General features: G+C 50.0%; 14 protein-coding genes. 8 read left to right on the top strand and 6 right to left on the bottom strand.

Translation table 11 applies throughout. The features are described from left to right. Positions 1-429 carry a tRNA (adenosine(37)-N6)-threonylcarbamoyltransferase complex ATPase subunit type 1 TsaE gene (gene tsaE, locus ELAC_RS08545; protein ID WP_098038995.1) on the bottom strand — a complete coding sequence of 143 codons (429 nt, stop codon included), beginning with the start codon at positions 427-429 and terminating at the stop codon, positions 1-3. Positions 430-716: 287 nt separating this feature from the next. Further along, positions 717-1,442, bottom strand: coding sequence for a DUF2709 domain-containing protein (locus ELAC_RS08540; RefSeq protein ID WP_098038860.1), 726 nt, complete (start codon positions 1,440-1,442; stop codon positions 717-719). A 261-nt stretch (positions 1,443-1,703) separates the two neighbouring features. Here ELAC_RS08540 and ELAC_RS08535 point away from each other — a divergent pair, with 261 nt between their 5' ends. Both ELAC_RS08535 and argS read left to right on the top strand, forming a co-directional pair. Then, a complete protein-coding gene (locus ELAC_RS08535; RefSeq protein WP_098038859.1) occupies positions 1,704-2,747 on the top strand; it encodes a Leu/Phe/Val dehydrogenase in 1,044 nt (347 codons plus the stop codon). Positions 2,748-2,978: 231 nt separating this feature from the next. Beyond that, complete coding sequence (gene argS / locus ELAC_RS08530; protein WP_098038858.1) at positions 2,979-4,730, top strand: arginine--tRNA ligase; 1,752 nt, start codon at positions 2,979-2,981, stop codon at positions 4,728-4,730. Positions 4,731-4,851: 121 nt separating this feature from the next. Here the strand turns inward: argS and ELAC_RS08525 are convergent, their stop codons facing one another. Both ELAC_RS08525 and ELAC_RS08520 read right to left on the bottom strand, forming a co-directional pair. Then, entirely contained in the window at positions 4,852-5,910 is a 1,059-nt protein-coding gene (locus tag ELAC_RS08525) for an esterase/lipase family protein (RefSeq protein ID WP_098038857.1), read from the bottom strand. Between the two features lie 114 nt (positions 5,911-6,024). Further along, entirely contained in the window at positions 6,025-7,017 is a 993-nt protein-coding gene (locus ELAC_RS08520) for a KamA family radical SAM protein (protein WP_098038856.1), read from the bottom strand. A gap of 134 nt (positions 7,018-7,151) precedes the next feature. On the opposite strand from ELAC_RS08520, the gene ELAC_RS08515 reads away from it, so the two are divergent. The 4 genes from ELAC_RS08515 (at position 7,152) to ELAC_RS08500 (ending at position 10,090) form a co-directional block, all read left to right on the top strand. Continuing rightward, positions 7,152-7,799 (top strand): hypothetical protein, encoded by a 648-nt coding sequence (locus ELAC_RS08515; protein WP_098038855.1) that lies wholly within the window; start codon positions 7,152-7,154, stop codon positions 7,797-7,799. A gap of 61 nt (positions 7,800-7,860) precedes the next feature. Beyond that, positions 7,861-8,475, top strand: coding sequence for a collagen-like protein (locus ELAC_RS11775; RefSeq protein WP_204250551.1), 615 nt, complete (start codon positions 7,861-7,863; stop codon positions 8,473-8,475). A 31-nt stretch (positions 8,476-8,506) separates the two neighbouring features. Next, entirely contained in the window at positions 8,507-9,394 is an 888-nt protein-coding gene (locus ELAC_RS08505) for a hypothetical protein (RefSeq protein WP_098038853.1), read from the top strand. 15 nt (positions 9,395-9,409) lie between these two features. Then, positions 9,410-10,090 (top strand): collagen-like protein, encoded by a 681-nt coding sequence (locus ELAC_RS08500; RefSeq protein ID WP_143406483.1) that lies wholly within the window; start codon positions 9,410-9,412, stop codon positions 10,088-10,090. Between the two features lie 89 nt (positions 10,091-10,179). On the opposite strand, the gene murA is transcribed toward ELAC_RS08500, so the two are convergent. After that, positions 10,180-11,577 carry a UDP-N-acetylglucosamine 1-carboxyvinyltransferase gene (gene murA, locus ELAC_RS08495; RefSeq protein ID WP_098038852.1) on the bottom strand — a complete coding sequence of 466 codons (1,398 nt, stop codon included), beginning with the start codon at positions 11,575-11,577 and terminating at the stop codon, positions 10,180-10,182. A 637-nt stretch (positions 11,578-12,214) separates the two neighbouring features. Between murA and ispF the strand changes: the two genes are divergently transcribed. Beyond that, on the top strand, positions 12,215-12,697 hold the full coding sequence (ispF, locus tag ELAC_RS08490) for a 2-C-methyl-D-erythritol 2,4-cyclodiphosphate synthase (protein ID WP_098038851.1): 483 nt from the start codon (positions 12,215-12,217) through the stop codon (positions 12,695-12,697). 182 nt (positions 12,698-12,879) lie between these two features. Here the strand turns inward: ispF and ELAC_RS08485 are convergent, their stop codons facing one another. Then, entirely contained in the window at positions 12,880-14,049 is a 1,170-nt protein-coding gene (locus ELAC_RS08485) for a diflavin oxidoreductase (protein WP_098038850.1), read from the bottom strand. A 188-nt stretch (positions 14,050-14,237) separates the two neighbouring features. On the opposite strand from ELAC_RS08485, the gene ELAC_RS08480 reads away from it, so the two are divergent. Continuing rightward, positions 14,238-16,850 carry a hypothetical protein gene (locus ELAC_RS08480; RefSeq protein ID WP_143406482.1) on the top strand — a complete coding sequence of 871 codons (2,613 nt, stop codon included), beginning with the start codon at positions 14,238-14,240 and terminating at the stop codon, positions 16,848-16,850.

Raw genomic sequence — 16,850 nt, 5'->3', positions numbered from 1 at the left:
TCACACCTCTTCTGAAATGGAGATCAGGCGCTCACTTTCCGAAAAGTGCTCGATATGCACTCGGTAGTGGCCTGCTGGCAGGATTTGCTCTATTCTTTCAGACCACTCGATGCACGTGATGCCATCCGGATACAGATATTCTTCAAAACCCATAGCTATAAAATCTTCGGCATTCTGCATGCGATACAAGTCAAAATGAAAAAGGCACTTCTTGCCTTTGTAAATATTTAAAATAGAAAATGTCGGAGAGATCACTTCAGACGCAGGAATGTCGCATGCCCCTTTGGCAAGGCCTTTGATGAAGGTTGTCTTTCCCGCTCCAAGATCGCCGGAAAAGAGTACGACGGCACCGATCGGGAGCGAAGCTCCGAAACGGGTCGCTATCGCGATAGTTTCCTGCTGAGATTCTGTCTTATATTTTTCTACCATGATTTTCAAAAAAACGATCTAAGAGACAGTCCACACACTGAATTGTATGATTTGCTTGCTGACAGCCTCTAAGGTACCTCCCCTTACTGAACCAAAGGACTTATACCGAAAGTGTCTCAAAATTTGGTTTTTGGCAAAGAGAAAGCTCCAAATTTCGAGATACTTTCGGTATAAACAGAGCGGTTCCGAAGATCATGGTGCATTAACAGTTTGGGGACAGGCTTCAAAAGCCTATATTAAAACTGAAATCGTATGCCTTGAGTTTAAATACAGGCTCTAAGAAAAGCTTAGGCCAGCCACTTCTCGACAAAGGGGACAAATTCTTTTTTGTCGGCCAAAGCTTCCACAAACTGGGCGATCTTATCTTCGACCAGCTGTTTTTGGATAAACTCTAAGAAACTCTCTTCGATCTCGTAGCGATTCTGACTTTGCACTTCACTCAAGCTTAGAGGCTTCAAATAGTTCTTCTTAAAGTCTTCAATCACGGATTCCTTCGTATTGAAGATTTTTCCGGATAAAGCGGAAGAGTAAACAGTCCTTTTGATCGGTTCCTTCACCTTTGTCTTATCAAGGTAATTTTTGATGACTTCAGGATCTTCGGAAACATAGAATCGCTTCACTTTCAATCCGCCGATACGCTCTGTATTTTCTTTGCAGTTAGAAACCCAGTCGTAGATAGCGTCCTGAGGATTCGGGTGTGTGTTGTCACCGAAGACCTTACCGGAAAAGGGGCAGATGTAGATCTTCTTGGTCAGTTCGTTGACACTTTCTCTCGAAAAAGTGATCTTGATTTCCGCTTCTTTCCACAAGGGATTGGTTTTTTCCGCAGCCCTGACTGCATCTTCGGCATTCTGATAGATCACTTTATTTTTGGGATAAAGCACAGGATGCAGCTTGAACTTGTTCTGAATAAAATACAGGTAGGCAGTGACCAGCTCCACTTCCGGCGTTTCATGCAGAAAATGTTGGAGCTTATCGCTTAGATCTGCAGATATCTCTATTCCTTTAGTCATCACGACCTCGTGGCAAATGCAATTAACAGAAAGCAATCATTTAATGATAAAGAATATCCTTAATCATTTTATTATTCAAGGAGGATTTCCCCTCTGGGTCAAAGCGAATCTTGAGAGTGGGCCGAGGCACTAAAAAAGTGTATTCTAAAAAAAATCATTTCAGCCGGCAGCGGGATCTTCTGGTCAAAAATAGGCCAAAATTTATAGTAGAGGAGCGGAGGCTTACCCGAGTCGCCGCACCCCCGCCAAAGAGAGGATCGTATGCTGTCAATCAAAGAACACTTAGTTAACGGCTATGAAACCGTGATCGAAGCAGAAGACCGGGAGACAAACCTGCACTGCTTCATTGCGATCCATAATACGCACCGAGGGCCGGCACTCGGCGGCGTCCGCATCTATCCCTATAAAGGGGAAAAAGAAGCGCTAGAAGATGTGCTGCGCCTCTCGCGCGCCATGACAGCTAAATCTTCTCTTGCCGAATTGAGCTTGGGGGGAGGGAAAAGCGTCATCATCGCCGATCCGAAAAAAGATAAGACTCCGGCGATGCTCCGCAGCTTTGGCGAGGTAATCAATTCACTAAAAGGTAGTTACATAGTTGCAGAAGATGTCGGCTCATCGGCTGAGGACATGCTCATCATCCGGGAAAAGACCCCCTATGTAGTCGCTCTTCCGACCGAGAGATCAAGCGGCGACCCCAGCCCTTTCACGGCCTTCGGAGTCTTGAAAGGAATGGAAGCTGCCGCCAAAAAACTGTTCGGCTCCGCTTCTCTTCTTACGAGAGCGGTGGCGATACAAGGACTTGGCCATGTAGGCCACTGCCTTGCAGAACAGCTTTTCTGGGCGGGGGCTAAAGTCTATATCGCCGATATCGATGAAGAGAAGGCCCGCCACTTCGCTAAAAAATGGGGCGCAATAGCGGTTTCCCCCTCCGAAATCCATCGGGTGCCCTGCGACATCTTCTCACCTTGCGCCTTGGGAGGTGTATTAAACCCTCAATCGATTAAGGAACTTAACTGCCTGGCAGTTGTTGGCTCGGCCAACAATCAACTGCTGAGCGATGATGACGACAAGCTTCTCTTTGAGCGTAAGATCCTCTACGCCCCCGATTTCATCATCAACGCGGGAGGCCTCATCAATGTGTCCGAAGAGTTGAGCCCCATGGGATACAATCCTGCAAACGCGATCAGCAAAATCCGTAAAATTTTTGATACGGCCACGGTCGTGTTTTACCGCTCCGAGAAGGAGAAGCGGGGAACAGGGTCGATTGCCCTCGAGCTTGCCATGGAAAACCTCAAGAAGCGATAGTTTACCAAGAATTAAGAGAGTACTCATCGGTATAAGAGACGGCTAACGGTCTCTAAGCTTCGAAAAGAACTCCACACATCCATCCACTACTCCGATTTTTTAGAAGCTAATACCCCTCTGCAGCGCCAAAGCATCCTGCTTTGAGTTGCTGGGCAGTCTCTCAAGTCTTGAACATCGGACCCCATTTTGATATCATCGAAGGCAAAATCCGAATTTCTAAGGAATCAAACGATGCAAACTCCCAAAGAGCACCTCCTGCGTAATTTTTCAGAAGCCCTAGAGCACTCATTCCACCCCCTTTCGCAGGAAGCTGGCTCCGTCCCTCTTGAAATCACCAAAAGCACGCAAGACAAGTTCGGCCACTACCAGTTCAACTCCGCCATGCGCCTCGCCAAACCCCTTGGCCAGCCGCCGCGGGCTATTGCAGAGAAAATTATCGAAAACCTGAGCAAAGACGGAATGATTGAAAAACTGGAGATTGCCGGCCCCGGCTTTGTCAACATCACCCTCTTACCCTCTTATCTCTCATCCCTCGTCAATGCTATCGCCCGCGATGAGAGAGCCGGAATAGAGTCTCCTGCGACCCCCCAACGCATCGTGATCGACTTCTCCAGCCCCAACATCGCCAAAGAGCTTCACGTCGGCCACCTCCGTTCAACCATTATCGGAGACTGCCTTGCCCGCCTGTTTGAATTTAAAGGGCATGACGTTGTACGTCTCAACCACATCGGCGACTGGGGAACTCAGTTCGGCATGCTGATCGCCTTCATGAAACAAGATGTTCCGGAAGCCTTCCAAAACCCCGAAGGCTACGCTCTCGAAGACCTGATGGGCTGGTATAAACAGGCTAAAGCCAAATTCGACAGCGACGAGAATTTCAAGACAAATTCTCAGAAAGAGGTCGGCCGCCTGCAAGGAGGAGATTCTTCCTCGCTAAAGGCCTGGGAGGCCATCTGCAGCATCTCAAGGCAGTCATACCTCGAAATTTACCGTCTCCTGGATATCGAAATCAAAGACAGGGGCGAGTCCTTCTACAATCCTTTCCTGAAAGATGTAGTCGACGAACTTCAGAAAAAAGGGCTTGTCCAGGAGTCGGACGGAGCTCTTTGCATTTTCATGAAAGGCTTCACCAACAGGGAGGGCGAGCCTCTCCCCCTGATCATCCGGAAAACAGATGGCGGCTACAACTATGCCACAACCGATCTTGCTGCCATACGCCAGCGCATCCGAGATGAAAAAGCGGACCGAATCATCTACGTTACCGATGCCGGGCAGGCGAGCCATTTCAAAATGATTTTTCAGGCAGCGGAAGAGGCGGGATGGCTAGATCCCCAAAAGACGCGGGTGGATCACGTTCCTTTTGGACTTGTGCTTGGCCCCGACGGAAAAAAATTCAAGACACGCTCCGGGGAGACAGAAAGACTGATCGACCTGATCACGACGGCTATCGAAAAGGCCTACTCCATCGTCAGCGAGCGCCAATCTGAAATGGCGGAAGAGGAAAAACGCCACTTGGCCGAAAAGCTAGGCACCTCTTCGATTAAATACGCTGACCTCTCCTGCCACAGAACAGGAGACTACACTTTCAGCTATGACAGGATGTTAAAATTTGAGGGCAACACCGCAAGCTACCTTCTCTACAGCTTTGTACGTATCCAGGGAATAAAGAAGAAGGTCGGCAAGGAAACGGAGGAGATCTTAAATGAATCCCAAGCCGTACTGAGCCATCCGAGTGAAATCGCGCTCGGACTACACCTTGCGCAATTCGGCGAGACGCTCGACCAGATGGCAAACGATCTTTTGCCCAATCAGCTCACGGAATACCTCTATCAGCTGGCGGAAAAATTCAACGCCTTTTTCAGGGATTGCCGCGTCGAAGGTTCAGAGGAAGAGGGATCGCGCCTGACGCTGATCGTCGCTACCGAGCGCGTGCTGAAAGCCGGCCTGCATATTCTGGGCATCGGCACCGTCGAGAGAATGTAAGAGGAAGCCCCACCACACACTTTTGAGATGCTTGCAGTATTTACCAAAAGCATCTCAAAAATGAAATTTTTTGGTTTGAGAAAGCCCTCAATATTATCGGTATACTGCCTACCAAAGCAAATTAAACAGCGCTTACCGGGCCAGGGTGTCGATCTTTCGCTTTGAAGTAATCAATCACTAAGTCGGCGGCTTTGTCGGAGAAAAGATAACCGACGTGGCCGGTGGCATCCAACGTATCCACTTTGAGTTTATCGCCCGGGCTGCCGCCGCGCTTGGCAGAATCCATCGGCAAAATGATCAGGTCGGTTTTCGTCGCGATATGGTAGTAGTCGGTAGTTTGATCGTGCGCCGCCCACTCCTGCTGCTGCTTGACGAAATCGGAACCGGGAAACATCTCCTTTCCGCAGGAAGAGAGCCCCAGCGTACCGTAGGCGACATAGGTTCCATCCAATGGAGTGCCGAGGGTAACAATCTCTTTCACGTCAGTGTCTTGGGCCATCGTATAGCGCCACTGCCTTGCGACAAGCCCGCCCATGGAATGGGTAAGTAGGCGGATGTCTTTTCGACCTGTCAGCTCCTGTATCTCTTTCACTTTGGCATCGACCCGCCTGGCGTACTCATCAATGGAGATCAGAGGATTACCCAAGTTGATGGAGAAAACATTTTGGTAACCGGCCGCTTTAAGCCTTGACTTGTGATAGACCCAGTTGTTGGAACTGCCCAAGAATCCGTGGATCATCAGAATCGGAGTTTCTTCGGGATTGATCTCGTCTCGCGTTTTAGGATCGCTCTTGGTTAGGTCGACAGGAAACAGCGCGATGAGGGATAGGATGCCCAACACTTCCGTCACTAAGATTTGGATGATGTTGGCAACTCTCCGCAGACATTCGGGAAGGTGAGGTGTCGCCAGTTCCCAAAGCTTCAACCCGGCAAGAGTGCCTAGGCCGATCAGGGAGATAGTCAAGATCGTTCCGGCAATGGCTTCCGCCGAGATCACTGTCAGGGAGACAATCAGACTAATTGTCGCCGCAGCGGCAAACAGGGCGCCCAGAGTGTAAAAAGCGATATGGGCAATGTCTTTGATGCGAAGGGGCGAGCCTTCCACTTTCTTTTCCTCTTCCGGCAAGGGAAAGCGGCCGTTCATATCAGTTCTTCCTGTATTCAAAGAATCAATAGCCATAAAACCATCTTTTGATTAATTCAATAATCCCATATTTTACGAAAAATTTATAAATATCTAATTAAGAAAGCTCTCAGAAAATTCAATCCCCAAAATCGAGGAAACCCGAATCCGTTAACTTTCTCTTAGAGTGCGGGGCACAAGCAAAGGAGTTTTATGCAGATGACCGGGAATTTCTCGCACCAGCTGAGGAACGGCGTAGCCTGGCAGGCGCTCTCTAATCTGCCCGATCAGGGCGATCGCTCTCTCATCACCCACCTCAAAACGCTGAGAGCCTCTGACGCGATCCAGTTGATGTAAGTAATAGGGGATGATGCCGTTGGCAGATAGCTTGAGCATCAACTCTTCAAGCGCCTCGACTGTGTCATTGACGTCTTTTAAAAGCACCGACTGAGAAAGCACGGGAATTCCCAGTTTCTGGATCCTTTTCAGACTGAACAGCACATCAGAATCGAGTTCGCGGGCGTGATTGACGTGCACCACGAAAACAATCTGCTTATTTATGGATGCGAAGAGGTCTAAAAAGGCGTCATCGATTCTTTCCGGGATACCGATCGGAAAGCGGGTATGGAAACGAATCAGTTGGATATGGGGGATGGCATCAATTCCTTCGAGCAGAGTCATCAGCCTGCGATCTGGTAAACTCAGCGGGTCGCCGCCGCTCAAAATCACCTCAAACAGGGAAGTGTCACTCCTTAAACCGGAGAGCTCCTCTTCAAAATCGGCCTTCTCTTTTTCATAGGGGTAGTTCTGGCGAAAACAGTAGCGGCAGTGCATTGCGCAGGCAGAGGTGGTGACAATGAGCGCCCGGCCGGCATACTTTTTTAGCATCTTGCCGGTCAACGTGTAGAGGGACTCCGCATTGGGATCGTCCAAAAAACCCTCCCCTTGCTTCGTCTCGAGAGTATGCGCAAAAAACTGACGTGCCAGAGGGTCATCGAGAGTGCCTTTGGCCATTTTAGCCGCGAGCCTTTCCGGGACGTTGAGCGTAAATGGGCTTTTAGCCAAAAGCTGAGCGCGGTCTTCTTCTCCAAGCTGCAGGTAAGCCGCCAGCTCGTCAACTGAAGTAAAGTTGGTTCTAAGAATGGATTGCCAAGATGAAGTCATGCTATCGTTAAAAAATTCAAGTGGTTCATTTTAAATGAACAAGACATTAAACACTAATGTAAAAAAAATTTGCAATTTAAAACCTTATTAGTTAGACATCATCCTTTAACGATCAAGAGAGAGAGAGACGCGCGATGAGCACCGCCGCTGCCAAAGCTATCCTGACATTTGCATTTCTCATGAGCTTTTTAAATCCCGTGGAAGCAACACCCCTTCCCTCGCCCGAAGCCTCTTGCTGCGACAGCTGCGGAAGTGCCGGACCCCAAGGACCCCAAGGGCCCGCCGGACCCCAGGGTCCGCAAGGACCTCAGGGTCCGCAAGGAGCTCAAGGGTTGTCAGGTGTCAGAGGACCGACAGGACCCGACGGACCGCAAGGCCCTGAGGGCGAGCCCGGAATCAGGGGGCCCCAGGGAACTCCCCAAGGTTTTGCCTACACCGACTGCGGTCCGACCGGAACCCCGTACCTCGTCGCTGGTATCATCGAATTGCCGGCAGATGGCTCAGACGGGCCTGTTTCCGTCCCAGGCACCAGCGGTCCCGGCTATACATACACCGCCTCCCAAAGCGGAGTCTCCATCACCTTCGATCAGGTGGGTGGACAAGACCTTGCATGGTCCATCACGGCAACTGCTTTCGATACCTTCGGACGCAACGTCTTTGTCAATATCACACAGACGACGCCTCCCGCCTATGAGCTGATTCCTTCTTCGTCCCTGGGAACCACGTTTGATATCGACAGCATCGAGTTTATCGCGACAGCCTGCTTTGAACCGGTCGAATAAAATGACAAAGAGGCTGCCCATTATAAATCCGCAGCCAAAAAATTCATACTTGAGAAGGATGATGAAAAACAATCCGATCCGTAGCAGAAAAACAGCCTGGGCTCTAGGACTTATCCTCACATTAGGCCTCCCGCTTCAGCTGGCCGCAAAGTGCGACTGCCTGCCAAGCCCTGCCGGCCCTCCAGGGCTGCAAGGGGTTCCAGGCATTCAAGGACCTGCTGGCATCCAAGGGGAGCAAGGCCCCCAAGGCCCTGAGGGACCGACCGGCCCGGCCGGGGAACAAGGTCCCGTTGGAGAGCAGGGCGTGCAGGGACCGACAGGGTACCCCGGGGGCAATATTATCAGCTTTCAGGGAGAAGCGCTCCTCATCTCCGGCATCATCCCCCTTCCCGCTGTCGGAGAAGGCCCCACTTCCGGTTCAGGCGATGGCTACACTTACGTTGCCGACAGCAACTATGCAATCATCACATTCACCAACCAGCCTTATGATTATGTGGTGAATGCCAACGCTGAAGTCTCCCTTCCCAATACCCTTTCCGATGTCACCGCTGTCATCACGGCGCAGACAAATTTCTCGGACGACAACACCGTTAATCCGATAGTCAGAATCGACGTCAGCAACTTTAATGCCAACGCGATCAACTTTTTAGCCATTGGCCTGCAGACGCCCCCATAAACTCAACAGAAGGTTATTCCAGGTAACGATTATGAACTTAAGGCACATCAAGTACACCGTCCTGCCGCTACTGGCGCTCGTTTTTTCCCATACGGCAGAAGCAATCTACTGGCCCTGCCAAGATCAACAAAAAAAAGAGCAACTGCTTGAATCCTTGACCCTGAACGCGGGCTACACATCGCCGAGAGGAATCGGCAGGGAGGAGGGATACGCTTCTCTAGGCGCATTTTTCTGCCCTGAAGCACGCTGCGGTTATTGGGATCCTTTGCTTGAACTGCAGGGACATCGCCTGAATGACGGAAAGTGGGCTGCCAACGTCGGTGTCGGACTGCAGACGGCATTTCCCACCTATAAAGCTAAGCTGCGCGGCTATGCCTATGTAGACTACCTCCAGGGGGAATTTGGGAATTTCAAAGAGGTCAGTATTGGCGCTGAATGGCTGGGATGCCTTTTTGACGCCCGCATCAACGGCTACTTTCCCTTAAACGAACACGGCAACAGAAAAAAGACGCGCTTTGACTATGGCAACGGCGCCGTGGCAAACCGATTCGAAAACGAGGCGAGCTTAAGAGGACTTGATTTGGAAGTGTCCGCATGGCTAAACCCTTTCCCTTGTGTTGACCTCTACAGCACGCTCGGTACCTATACCTACCGCTTTGACAACTCCCACTGCGGCAACCGCAACCACATCTTTGGCGGACTTGTCCGCTTTGAGATCCCTCTTTTCCTGGGACTTAACGTTTCTTTGCAAACATCTTACGATGAAGTGTTCAAGAGCCGAAGCTTTGTCCAGGTCAACTGGGACTTTCCCTTAGCGATGTTCAACGGCTGTGACAGCAAAAACAGCTGCTGCCCCCGAATCCGCAGGCAAGAGATCATGCCTCTTACAAGACTCTGCTACTGGAAAACAAACTATTAAGCATTAGGTTAAGTCATGATCACGATAAATAGAGCCTTATCACTCTGGACGCTGACGATGGCAGGGGTCTGTAGCTGCTTGCTCACACAGATGCACGCCGATGAAGGCCTTCTTCCCACCAGGTTACCCCCTGTTGGCTTACCTTCTCCTGAGATGGGCTGCTGCCCTCCCCCGGGACCGACAGGTCCCGTCGGACCGCCCGGAATTCAAGGACCGGAAGGCGCTCCCGGGATCGCAGGGCCGCAAGGGATAGAGGGTGAGGAAGGACCCATCGGTCCCACAGGGCCGACAGGCGATCAAGGTCCTCAGGGAGAGCCGGGAGCGGCTGGACCCGACCAAGGAGAGGTGACCGGCAATCTGCTCACGGAATGCCCATCGGACACCACCCCGCTATTTGTGTTTGGCACTATTCCTCTGACACCGGATGGAGTTGGAAGCGGAGAAGGGTATACTTATGCCGTCTCGACAGCGATGGATCAAGTGACGATTACCTTCACTGACCAGACAGCGCCCTACGCTGTCGTCGCCAACGTGCAGCAAATCCCGAACACGATCACGACTACCTCCAATATTACGCTGCAGCACACCGAACCCTATGAAGTTGTCCTTCTCCTTACACCTTCAGGAGACCCAAACTTCACCAATGTAGAGTTCAAGGCGACAGCCTGCATCCCCAGCTTCAGCATTCCGGATTAAAGATCCGCTCCCCGACGGGGAGCGGAATACACCGAAAGTATCATAAACCTGGGCAATGGCGCCTTGAGATACTTTCGGTGTAGACTTGTCTAGACCCCGAGCGCCACAGACTGCATCGGTTTTGTCATTTGCGGGTAGACATACTCTTCCGGCCGCTGGTCGATCTCGACGCGGTCGATCATCGCACCCAAATCAATCAGCTTTTGGTCCAGGGCCTCATAGCCTCTATCCAAGAATGGCAGACCGGTGATAGTGCTTGTCCCCTCCGCGATGAGGGCGGCCATCACATAAGCGAAGCCGGCCCGGAGATCGGGCACATGAATGTCTTTGCAGGCAAGAGGAGTTGCTCCCTTGACGATAAGACTGTGGGGGAAGCTCTGCGAAGCAAATCGGCAGTCTTTTCCACCCAGACACTGTTTAAACAGGGTGATATCCGCCCCCATCTCTTTAAGAATATCGGTGTATCCAAAGCGATTTTCGTAAACCGTTTCATGAACGACAGAAGAACCGGTCGCCTGTGTCAAAAGGACGACGAAAGGCTGCTGCCAGTCAGTCATAAAGCCGGGGTGTACATCAGTTTCCAGGTGAAGCCCCCCTTGCAGCGGGCCGTCATAGTAAAACTTGATCCCGTCCTTTTTCACCGAGTAGCCGCCGCCAATTTCGCGGAGCTTGTTTAGGAAGGTGATCATATCCTGATGCTTTGCATCCTCAATGAAAATCTCACCCTTCGTCGCGATCGCCGCCATTGCCCAGGATGCCGATTCGATACGGTCGGGAATAATGGAGTGCTCCACTTCATAAAACCGTCTTGTACCGTGGATGCGGATGGTGCGGTCAACGTCCAGCGTGATGTTGGCGCCAAGCTTTTGTAAAAAGAGGATCAGATCGACAATTTCGGGCTCCATCGCAGCATTTTTAATCTCGGTGACACCTCGGGCTGTGACAGCTGCCAAAATGGTGTTTTCCGTTGCGCCGACAGATGGATAGGGAAGATGGATCACTGTGCCTTTTAAGCCATTGTGAGCTTGCGCGAAATAGGCGCCCTGTCTTTTCATTTCGCGGAATTCGATCGTCGCTCCGAGTTTTCTTAAAGAATCCAAGTGAAAATCGATGGGCCGCTTGCCGATCAAATCTCCGCCGGCAACCGGCACGATGATATCCTGATCGGTTCTTCCCAAAAGCGCACCGATCATCAGGATCGGGATCCGGTTGGCGCCTGAAAAGCGCTGAGGAATATAGGAAGTATTGAGCTCTTTTGTGACCACTTCCATGACTTTCGCCTCTTTGTCCCAGGCAACCTGCATGCCGATTTCCTGGCACATGGCGACAGTCACTTCGATTTCAACGATATTCGGTACATTGTAAAACCGGCACGGCTTATCGGATAAAAGCGAGGCCACCAGCAATTTAGTCGTCGCGTTTTTGGCTCCTTGCGCCCTGATTTTACCTTTAAGCGGATTACCTCCGGTGATCTTCATCGCTTCCATGATTTTTATCCCAACCCCTTCACACTGTTTAATTAAGACATCTTTTAGGGAAAAAGCCCCCACATGCCTACGTGAGTAACCTACATAAAGAACAGGTTTCCCTCAAGAAAATAATTAATTTACAAAAAAAATAATCAAAAGTTGATTAGAAGAGCATTTATTCAACAATTAAAAGAACCTGTCTTGCAGTATACCGAAAGCGTCTCAAAATTAAGTTTTCAGCCCCGAGAAAGCCCCTCAATTGAACGGATTAAATCACCTAATATTAGAATGATAAGGCAACTTCGAAACTTTCGGTCTTGGGTGCTATCTCGAAGTTGCCCTGCCAGATTTCAGGAAGAGACTGCTAACAGATTGGGATTTGAGTTTACGGGTAGTCTCTTATTTGGTTTAAAGAAATAGGTGGAAGAACTAAACTTTTCACAAAATTCAACCCCATACCGAAATTGCCTCAAAATTTGTTTTTTGGCTTTGAGAACACCTCGGAATTGCGACGTTGCATGTCGTCTCATCTTTCTAATATTAGGTGACTTGCAACATCGCAATCCCGAGAGTTTTCTCAAAGCCCAAAAGCGGAGTCTATGACACTTTCGACGCAGGGAAACCGGACATCACCCACCGACGAGCAGGAGCTAACATGCGATACAGAACAGGGATTGGCCAAGACAGCCACCGCTTTGAAGAACAAGGGAGCAAAAAGTGCATCATCGCCGGCTTGGAATTCGACGATGTGCCCGGGTTTTCGGCAAATTCCGATGGCGATGTCGTCTTTCATGCCCTCTGCAACGCCATCACCACCGTCACCGGCGTGCCCATACTCGGAGCTTTGGCTGACACACTCTGCCTGGAAAAGAAAATCACCGACAGCGAAGAGTATTTAAAAGAAGCCCTGAAAACATTAGGGAATCAGAAAATATCCCACGTCTCTATCTCGCTGGAGGGTAAAAGGCCAAAATTCAAAGAGCGCGTGCGGGAGATGCGAGACAACATCGCCCGGGTCATCGGCATCAACCCTTCCCAGATCGGGATCATGGCGACCACAGGCGAAGGCTTGACCGGGTTTGGCCGCGGAGAAGGAGTCCAATGCTTCTGTATCATCACCACTGAAGAACCCGCTTAAAGCGATCCTATTTTATACCGAAAGTGTCTCGTCATTTGGTTTTGGCAAAGAGAAAGCCCTCATGCCAAATTTTGAGACACTTTCGGTATAGAGACTGTGCTCAAACTGATTTGAGTTTGTGGGCAGTCTCTTAAGACAGTTCTAAATCAAGCCGGATTGATCGCAAAATCCGGCATTTTCGATCAATAGACGTCGCGTAGGTACCGGCCTGTTTTTCGCAGAGAACGGACATAATCCTTAGCTTCCTCATCCGTCATGCCGCCATGCTCGGCCAGGATCTGCAAAAGCGCAGCCTCCACATCCCTCGCCATGCGCTTGGCATCGCCGCAAACATAAAGATAAGCCCCCTCTTGCAGCCAGGCATGGAGTTCTTTACCCTTTTCCAGCATACGGTGCTGGACGTAGATCTTGCTTTCTTGGTCACGGGAAAAGGCCAGATCCAACTTAAGACCTTCCTTGGAATGCATTTGCCGCCAATAATCGCCGTAAAGAAACGTTCCGTCTTGATACCAATCGCCAAAGAAAAGCCAATTCTTACCCTTGGCGCCGATAGCTTGCCGCTCCTGCATAAAGGCCCTGAAAGGAGCCACGCCTGTTCCCGGACCGATCATGATCATGGGCGCCATCGAATCCTTTGGAATCGTAAACCCTGAGTGCGGTTGTAGAAAAATAGGGATCTCCGGCTGTTTAAGCGGCGTTCTTTCCGACAGATAATGGGTGCAGACTCCCCCTCTTGGCTGCCCTAAAAGCTCATAAGACACCTTGGCAACCGTTAAATGCACTTCGCCCGGATGGGTCCTCAGCGAGGAGGCAATCGAATAGAAGCGCGGCATGAGCGGCATGAGCAAATCGACAACTTCTTGCGGCTCAACGGAGGCTCCTCCGGCTTCCTCTATCAGATCGGGTACATGCCTCTCTTCCAGATGCGCTTTTAAAAGATCGGGATCGGACGCGCCGAGCATCTCCATAAACCGCTCTTTAGCCTTTTTGCAATGCGCCTTCTCAGCAACCTTTGAAAAGAATTTTTTATTAACCTGAACTAAATTGGCCTTCCTCAAAAGAAATTCGTGGAATGCAAGCGACTCGCCGTCCCGCTTGGTAACTACCGATTCATCTCCCTGAACGCCAAACAGCTTGAGTAGCTTCTCAGCTATCTTAGGATCATTCGCAGGAGCGACGCCGATACAATCGCCGACTTCATAGCTTATTCCCGATTCGGCAATATCAAGCGTTAAGTGATAAGTCTCTTTGTTCGATTCTCTCGAACAGAGGTTGTACCTCTCGATGAGAGACGCTCTGTAGGGATTTGTTTTGGAATAGACGGTTCGCTGTTTTAGCTGATCTTCAGGCATGGAATATAGCACCTCTTTGAAATGTAGGCAGGAGAAAAACCCCTTGAAAATCAAGGATATCTGAAAACTTCTCGGCAATTATAAACTAATGCGGATTAGTGTAAAACAAGAATTTGATAAAATTTAAGTTTACATTTTTTTGTTATAGAGTCATGTTTATTTTTTAGTGAATCTGGCGCGGAGGGAACATGTCGCCTATTCCTTTTAGACAAAGGTCAGGCACGATGGGACGCCACTGTTTTTTTTATCTTGAAAACAGCAGGCAGCTTTTGCAGGAAGAGTGCATCGGTGAATCCGGTCGCCGGTTGGTGCGGCTCGCCTCTCTTTCCATCCCAATGCCTCCAGGCATGGTCATCACCAAGCAAGCCGCAAAGGAAGCGCTGACAACCGGCGACTTCTTAAAAGGCTTTGTGAAAAAAGAACTCGCTTCGGGCCTTTTACACATCGATGCGAAACTGACCGAATCCCTCGGTAATAAAAGACCCGGCAAACTCTTCTCTCTCTGTTCTCTTCAGGCTAAGGAAAGCCCCTTTTCAAGGACGTACTCATTTGATTTCATAGGCCTTAGCGAAAAAAACATCTCCGAGTTCGAGCCCTTCTGTCCCGACGGAAAAGCCATCTACCTCAATTTTTTACGATTCATCAAAGATCTCTCATCCTTCGTCTTTCACATCTCAAAACACCCTTTTCAGTCCGCTTGGGAGCATATCAAAAAAAATGAGGGGGCCCTTTTAGACAGCGATGTGACAAGCGAAGGGCTGCATGAAGCCTGCCTTCATTTTCTGCATATCTTTAAAAACGAGGGAGGCCGCGCTTTTCCGACAACCATGGAAGAGCAGTTTGAGCTTTTGATCCACGCCATCTACCAGCGCTGGCAGACAGAGCTTGAAGACCCGCTCAATAGCTTAATTGGAGCTCCAAGAACGGAAGAACCGGAGCTGATGATCCAGGGAATGGTTTTTTCCAACTTGACCGCGTATTCAGGACAAGGAACTTTCTATTCACGCAATCCCACCAACGGCAATCCCGAAATTTATGGAGATTACTTTCAAAAACGAGGGAGCGAAGACATTTTCGACGACCACACCTCGACAAAGAGGCTCTTCTCAAGCGACATAAAATCGCTGCAGTACCTCATGCCCAGCGTTTACCGGGAGATTACCGCCTACGCTGCACTGATCGAGCACGAGCTGCTGGAAACGGTAAGAGTAGACTTTACCATTGAGGACGGGCATCTTTTCATCACCAACATCGTCAAAGCGGACGAGCAGCCGCTCAGCTCCATCAAATCCTTGACAGAGCTGATCAAAAAGGGAGCCATCGACAAAAAAACTCTGCTGGAGCGCATCGACCCCGTGGAAGCAATGAAAGCGGCCGAGCAGCTCGACACCATCATCCAGCACAAAGAGACCTGCCTTGTCGATACAATGGAAGCCCCCTCGGCAGGCCTGGCTATCGGAAAAATAGCTTTCTCGAAGGCCAAAGCAGACGAGATCGCAAACAATGGAGAAAGCGTCATACTTCTCAAAGAAGATGATGCGGAATTGAGCGGCGTCACAAACAATCTCTCCGGCGTTATTACCTTGAAGGGCATCAAAACCGGCTACTTCTTTCAAACACTGCGTCTTCGCAATATTCCTTCCATGATTCTTGGGGAAGAGGTGATGTTCGACAAGAAAGAGGGTATCCTGAGGTTTCCCGAAGCCGAGATCAGGGAGGGCGATACTTTAGTCTTTGACACTAATCAAAACAAGCTTTTCAAGAAGGATAATCAAGAAGAGATCACGATCAGGCGCAGAGGGGCATCGGCCCTTTTTGAACCCATCAAAAAGATCGCCGACAAAGTCAAATCCCTGACAATTATCCCCCTTGCAACCCCGCAAGACATCAACTCCAGCGGACAGGAATTTAAATGCCTGAATTTAGACAGCCTGATGGAATCTCTTGCTCAAGAGCATCCCCTCGCCCTGATCGAGATTTCCCTCGGCAGGGAAAACAAGGCCTTAATCCGCTCCGAGCTCAAAAACAGAATCGCGTCCGCGCTCTATCGAAAGCAATCAACCCACCCCGTTCTCTTCCTGCTTCCCGGGGCGGAAGCAATCATTCATAAACTGACCAAGATGGTAGGCAAAGAGCGCAAGCCCTGTTTAAACAGCTTGGGAAAAAGAGAACTTTCCTGGGATAATATAGCTCTTCCGCTTTTAGAAGCCTTCGCTCTTGCCATCAGCGACTGCCTGCAGGAGCCGGCATTCAGGAGAAACGTACTGATATTGCAAGATATCGAACGTCGCGAACAGTTCCTGGATTGGCAAAAAACCGTGATCGAAAAGTTAAAAACAGAAGGCCGCTTTCCCTTTATTTCCAGCCTGGAATTCGGCGTTGCAATCACTCCGGAAACCCTTCCGACAGACTTTGATAAATTGATGCCTGAGGTAAGCTACCTCCTTCTCGATGCAAGGAGGCCTCCTCCCCCTTTTGAAAACTCTGCCCCCATTGCTTCTTCACGAAGACAAAGAGATACCTTTGAAATCCAGAAATTGATCCTGAAATCGGCAAAAAATGCCAATTCCCTACTGCAATCAGCCCTCATCGCCGATAACGATCGTGCCGCGGCGCTCGCCTCTTTTGCCGAAGAAAACGGCGTCGACTTCCTGCTTTGCAAGCAGGAAATGATCGATCCTGCTCTGATTGCCGCAGCCAAATCAGCCTATAAAGGTAGCCCGCAACACCCCTTGGCGCCGGAGCCTTTAGACAAACTGACCGTGATCCGCTTTCAGTCCAACTGGATCGATCCGCACTGA

The sequence above is a fragment of the Estrella lausannensis genome (assembly GCF_900000175.1).
GTDB lineage: Bacteria > Chlamydiota > Chlamydiia > Chlamydiales > Criblamydiaceae > Estrella > Estrella lausannensis.
This window is presented reverse-complemented; position numbering and strand designations above follow the sequence as displayed.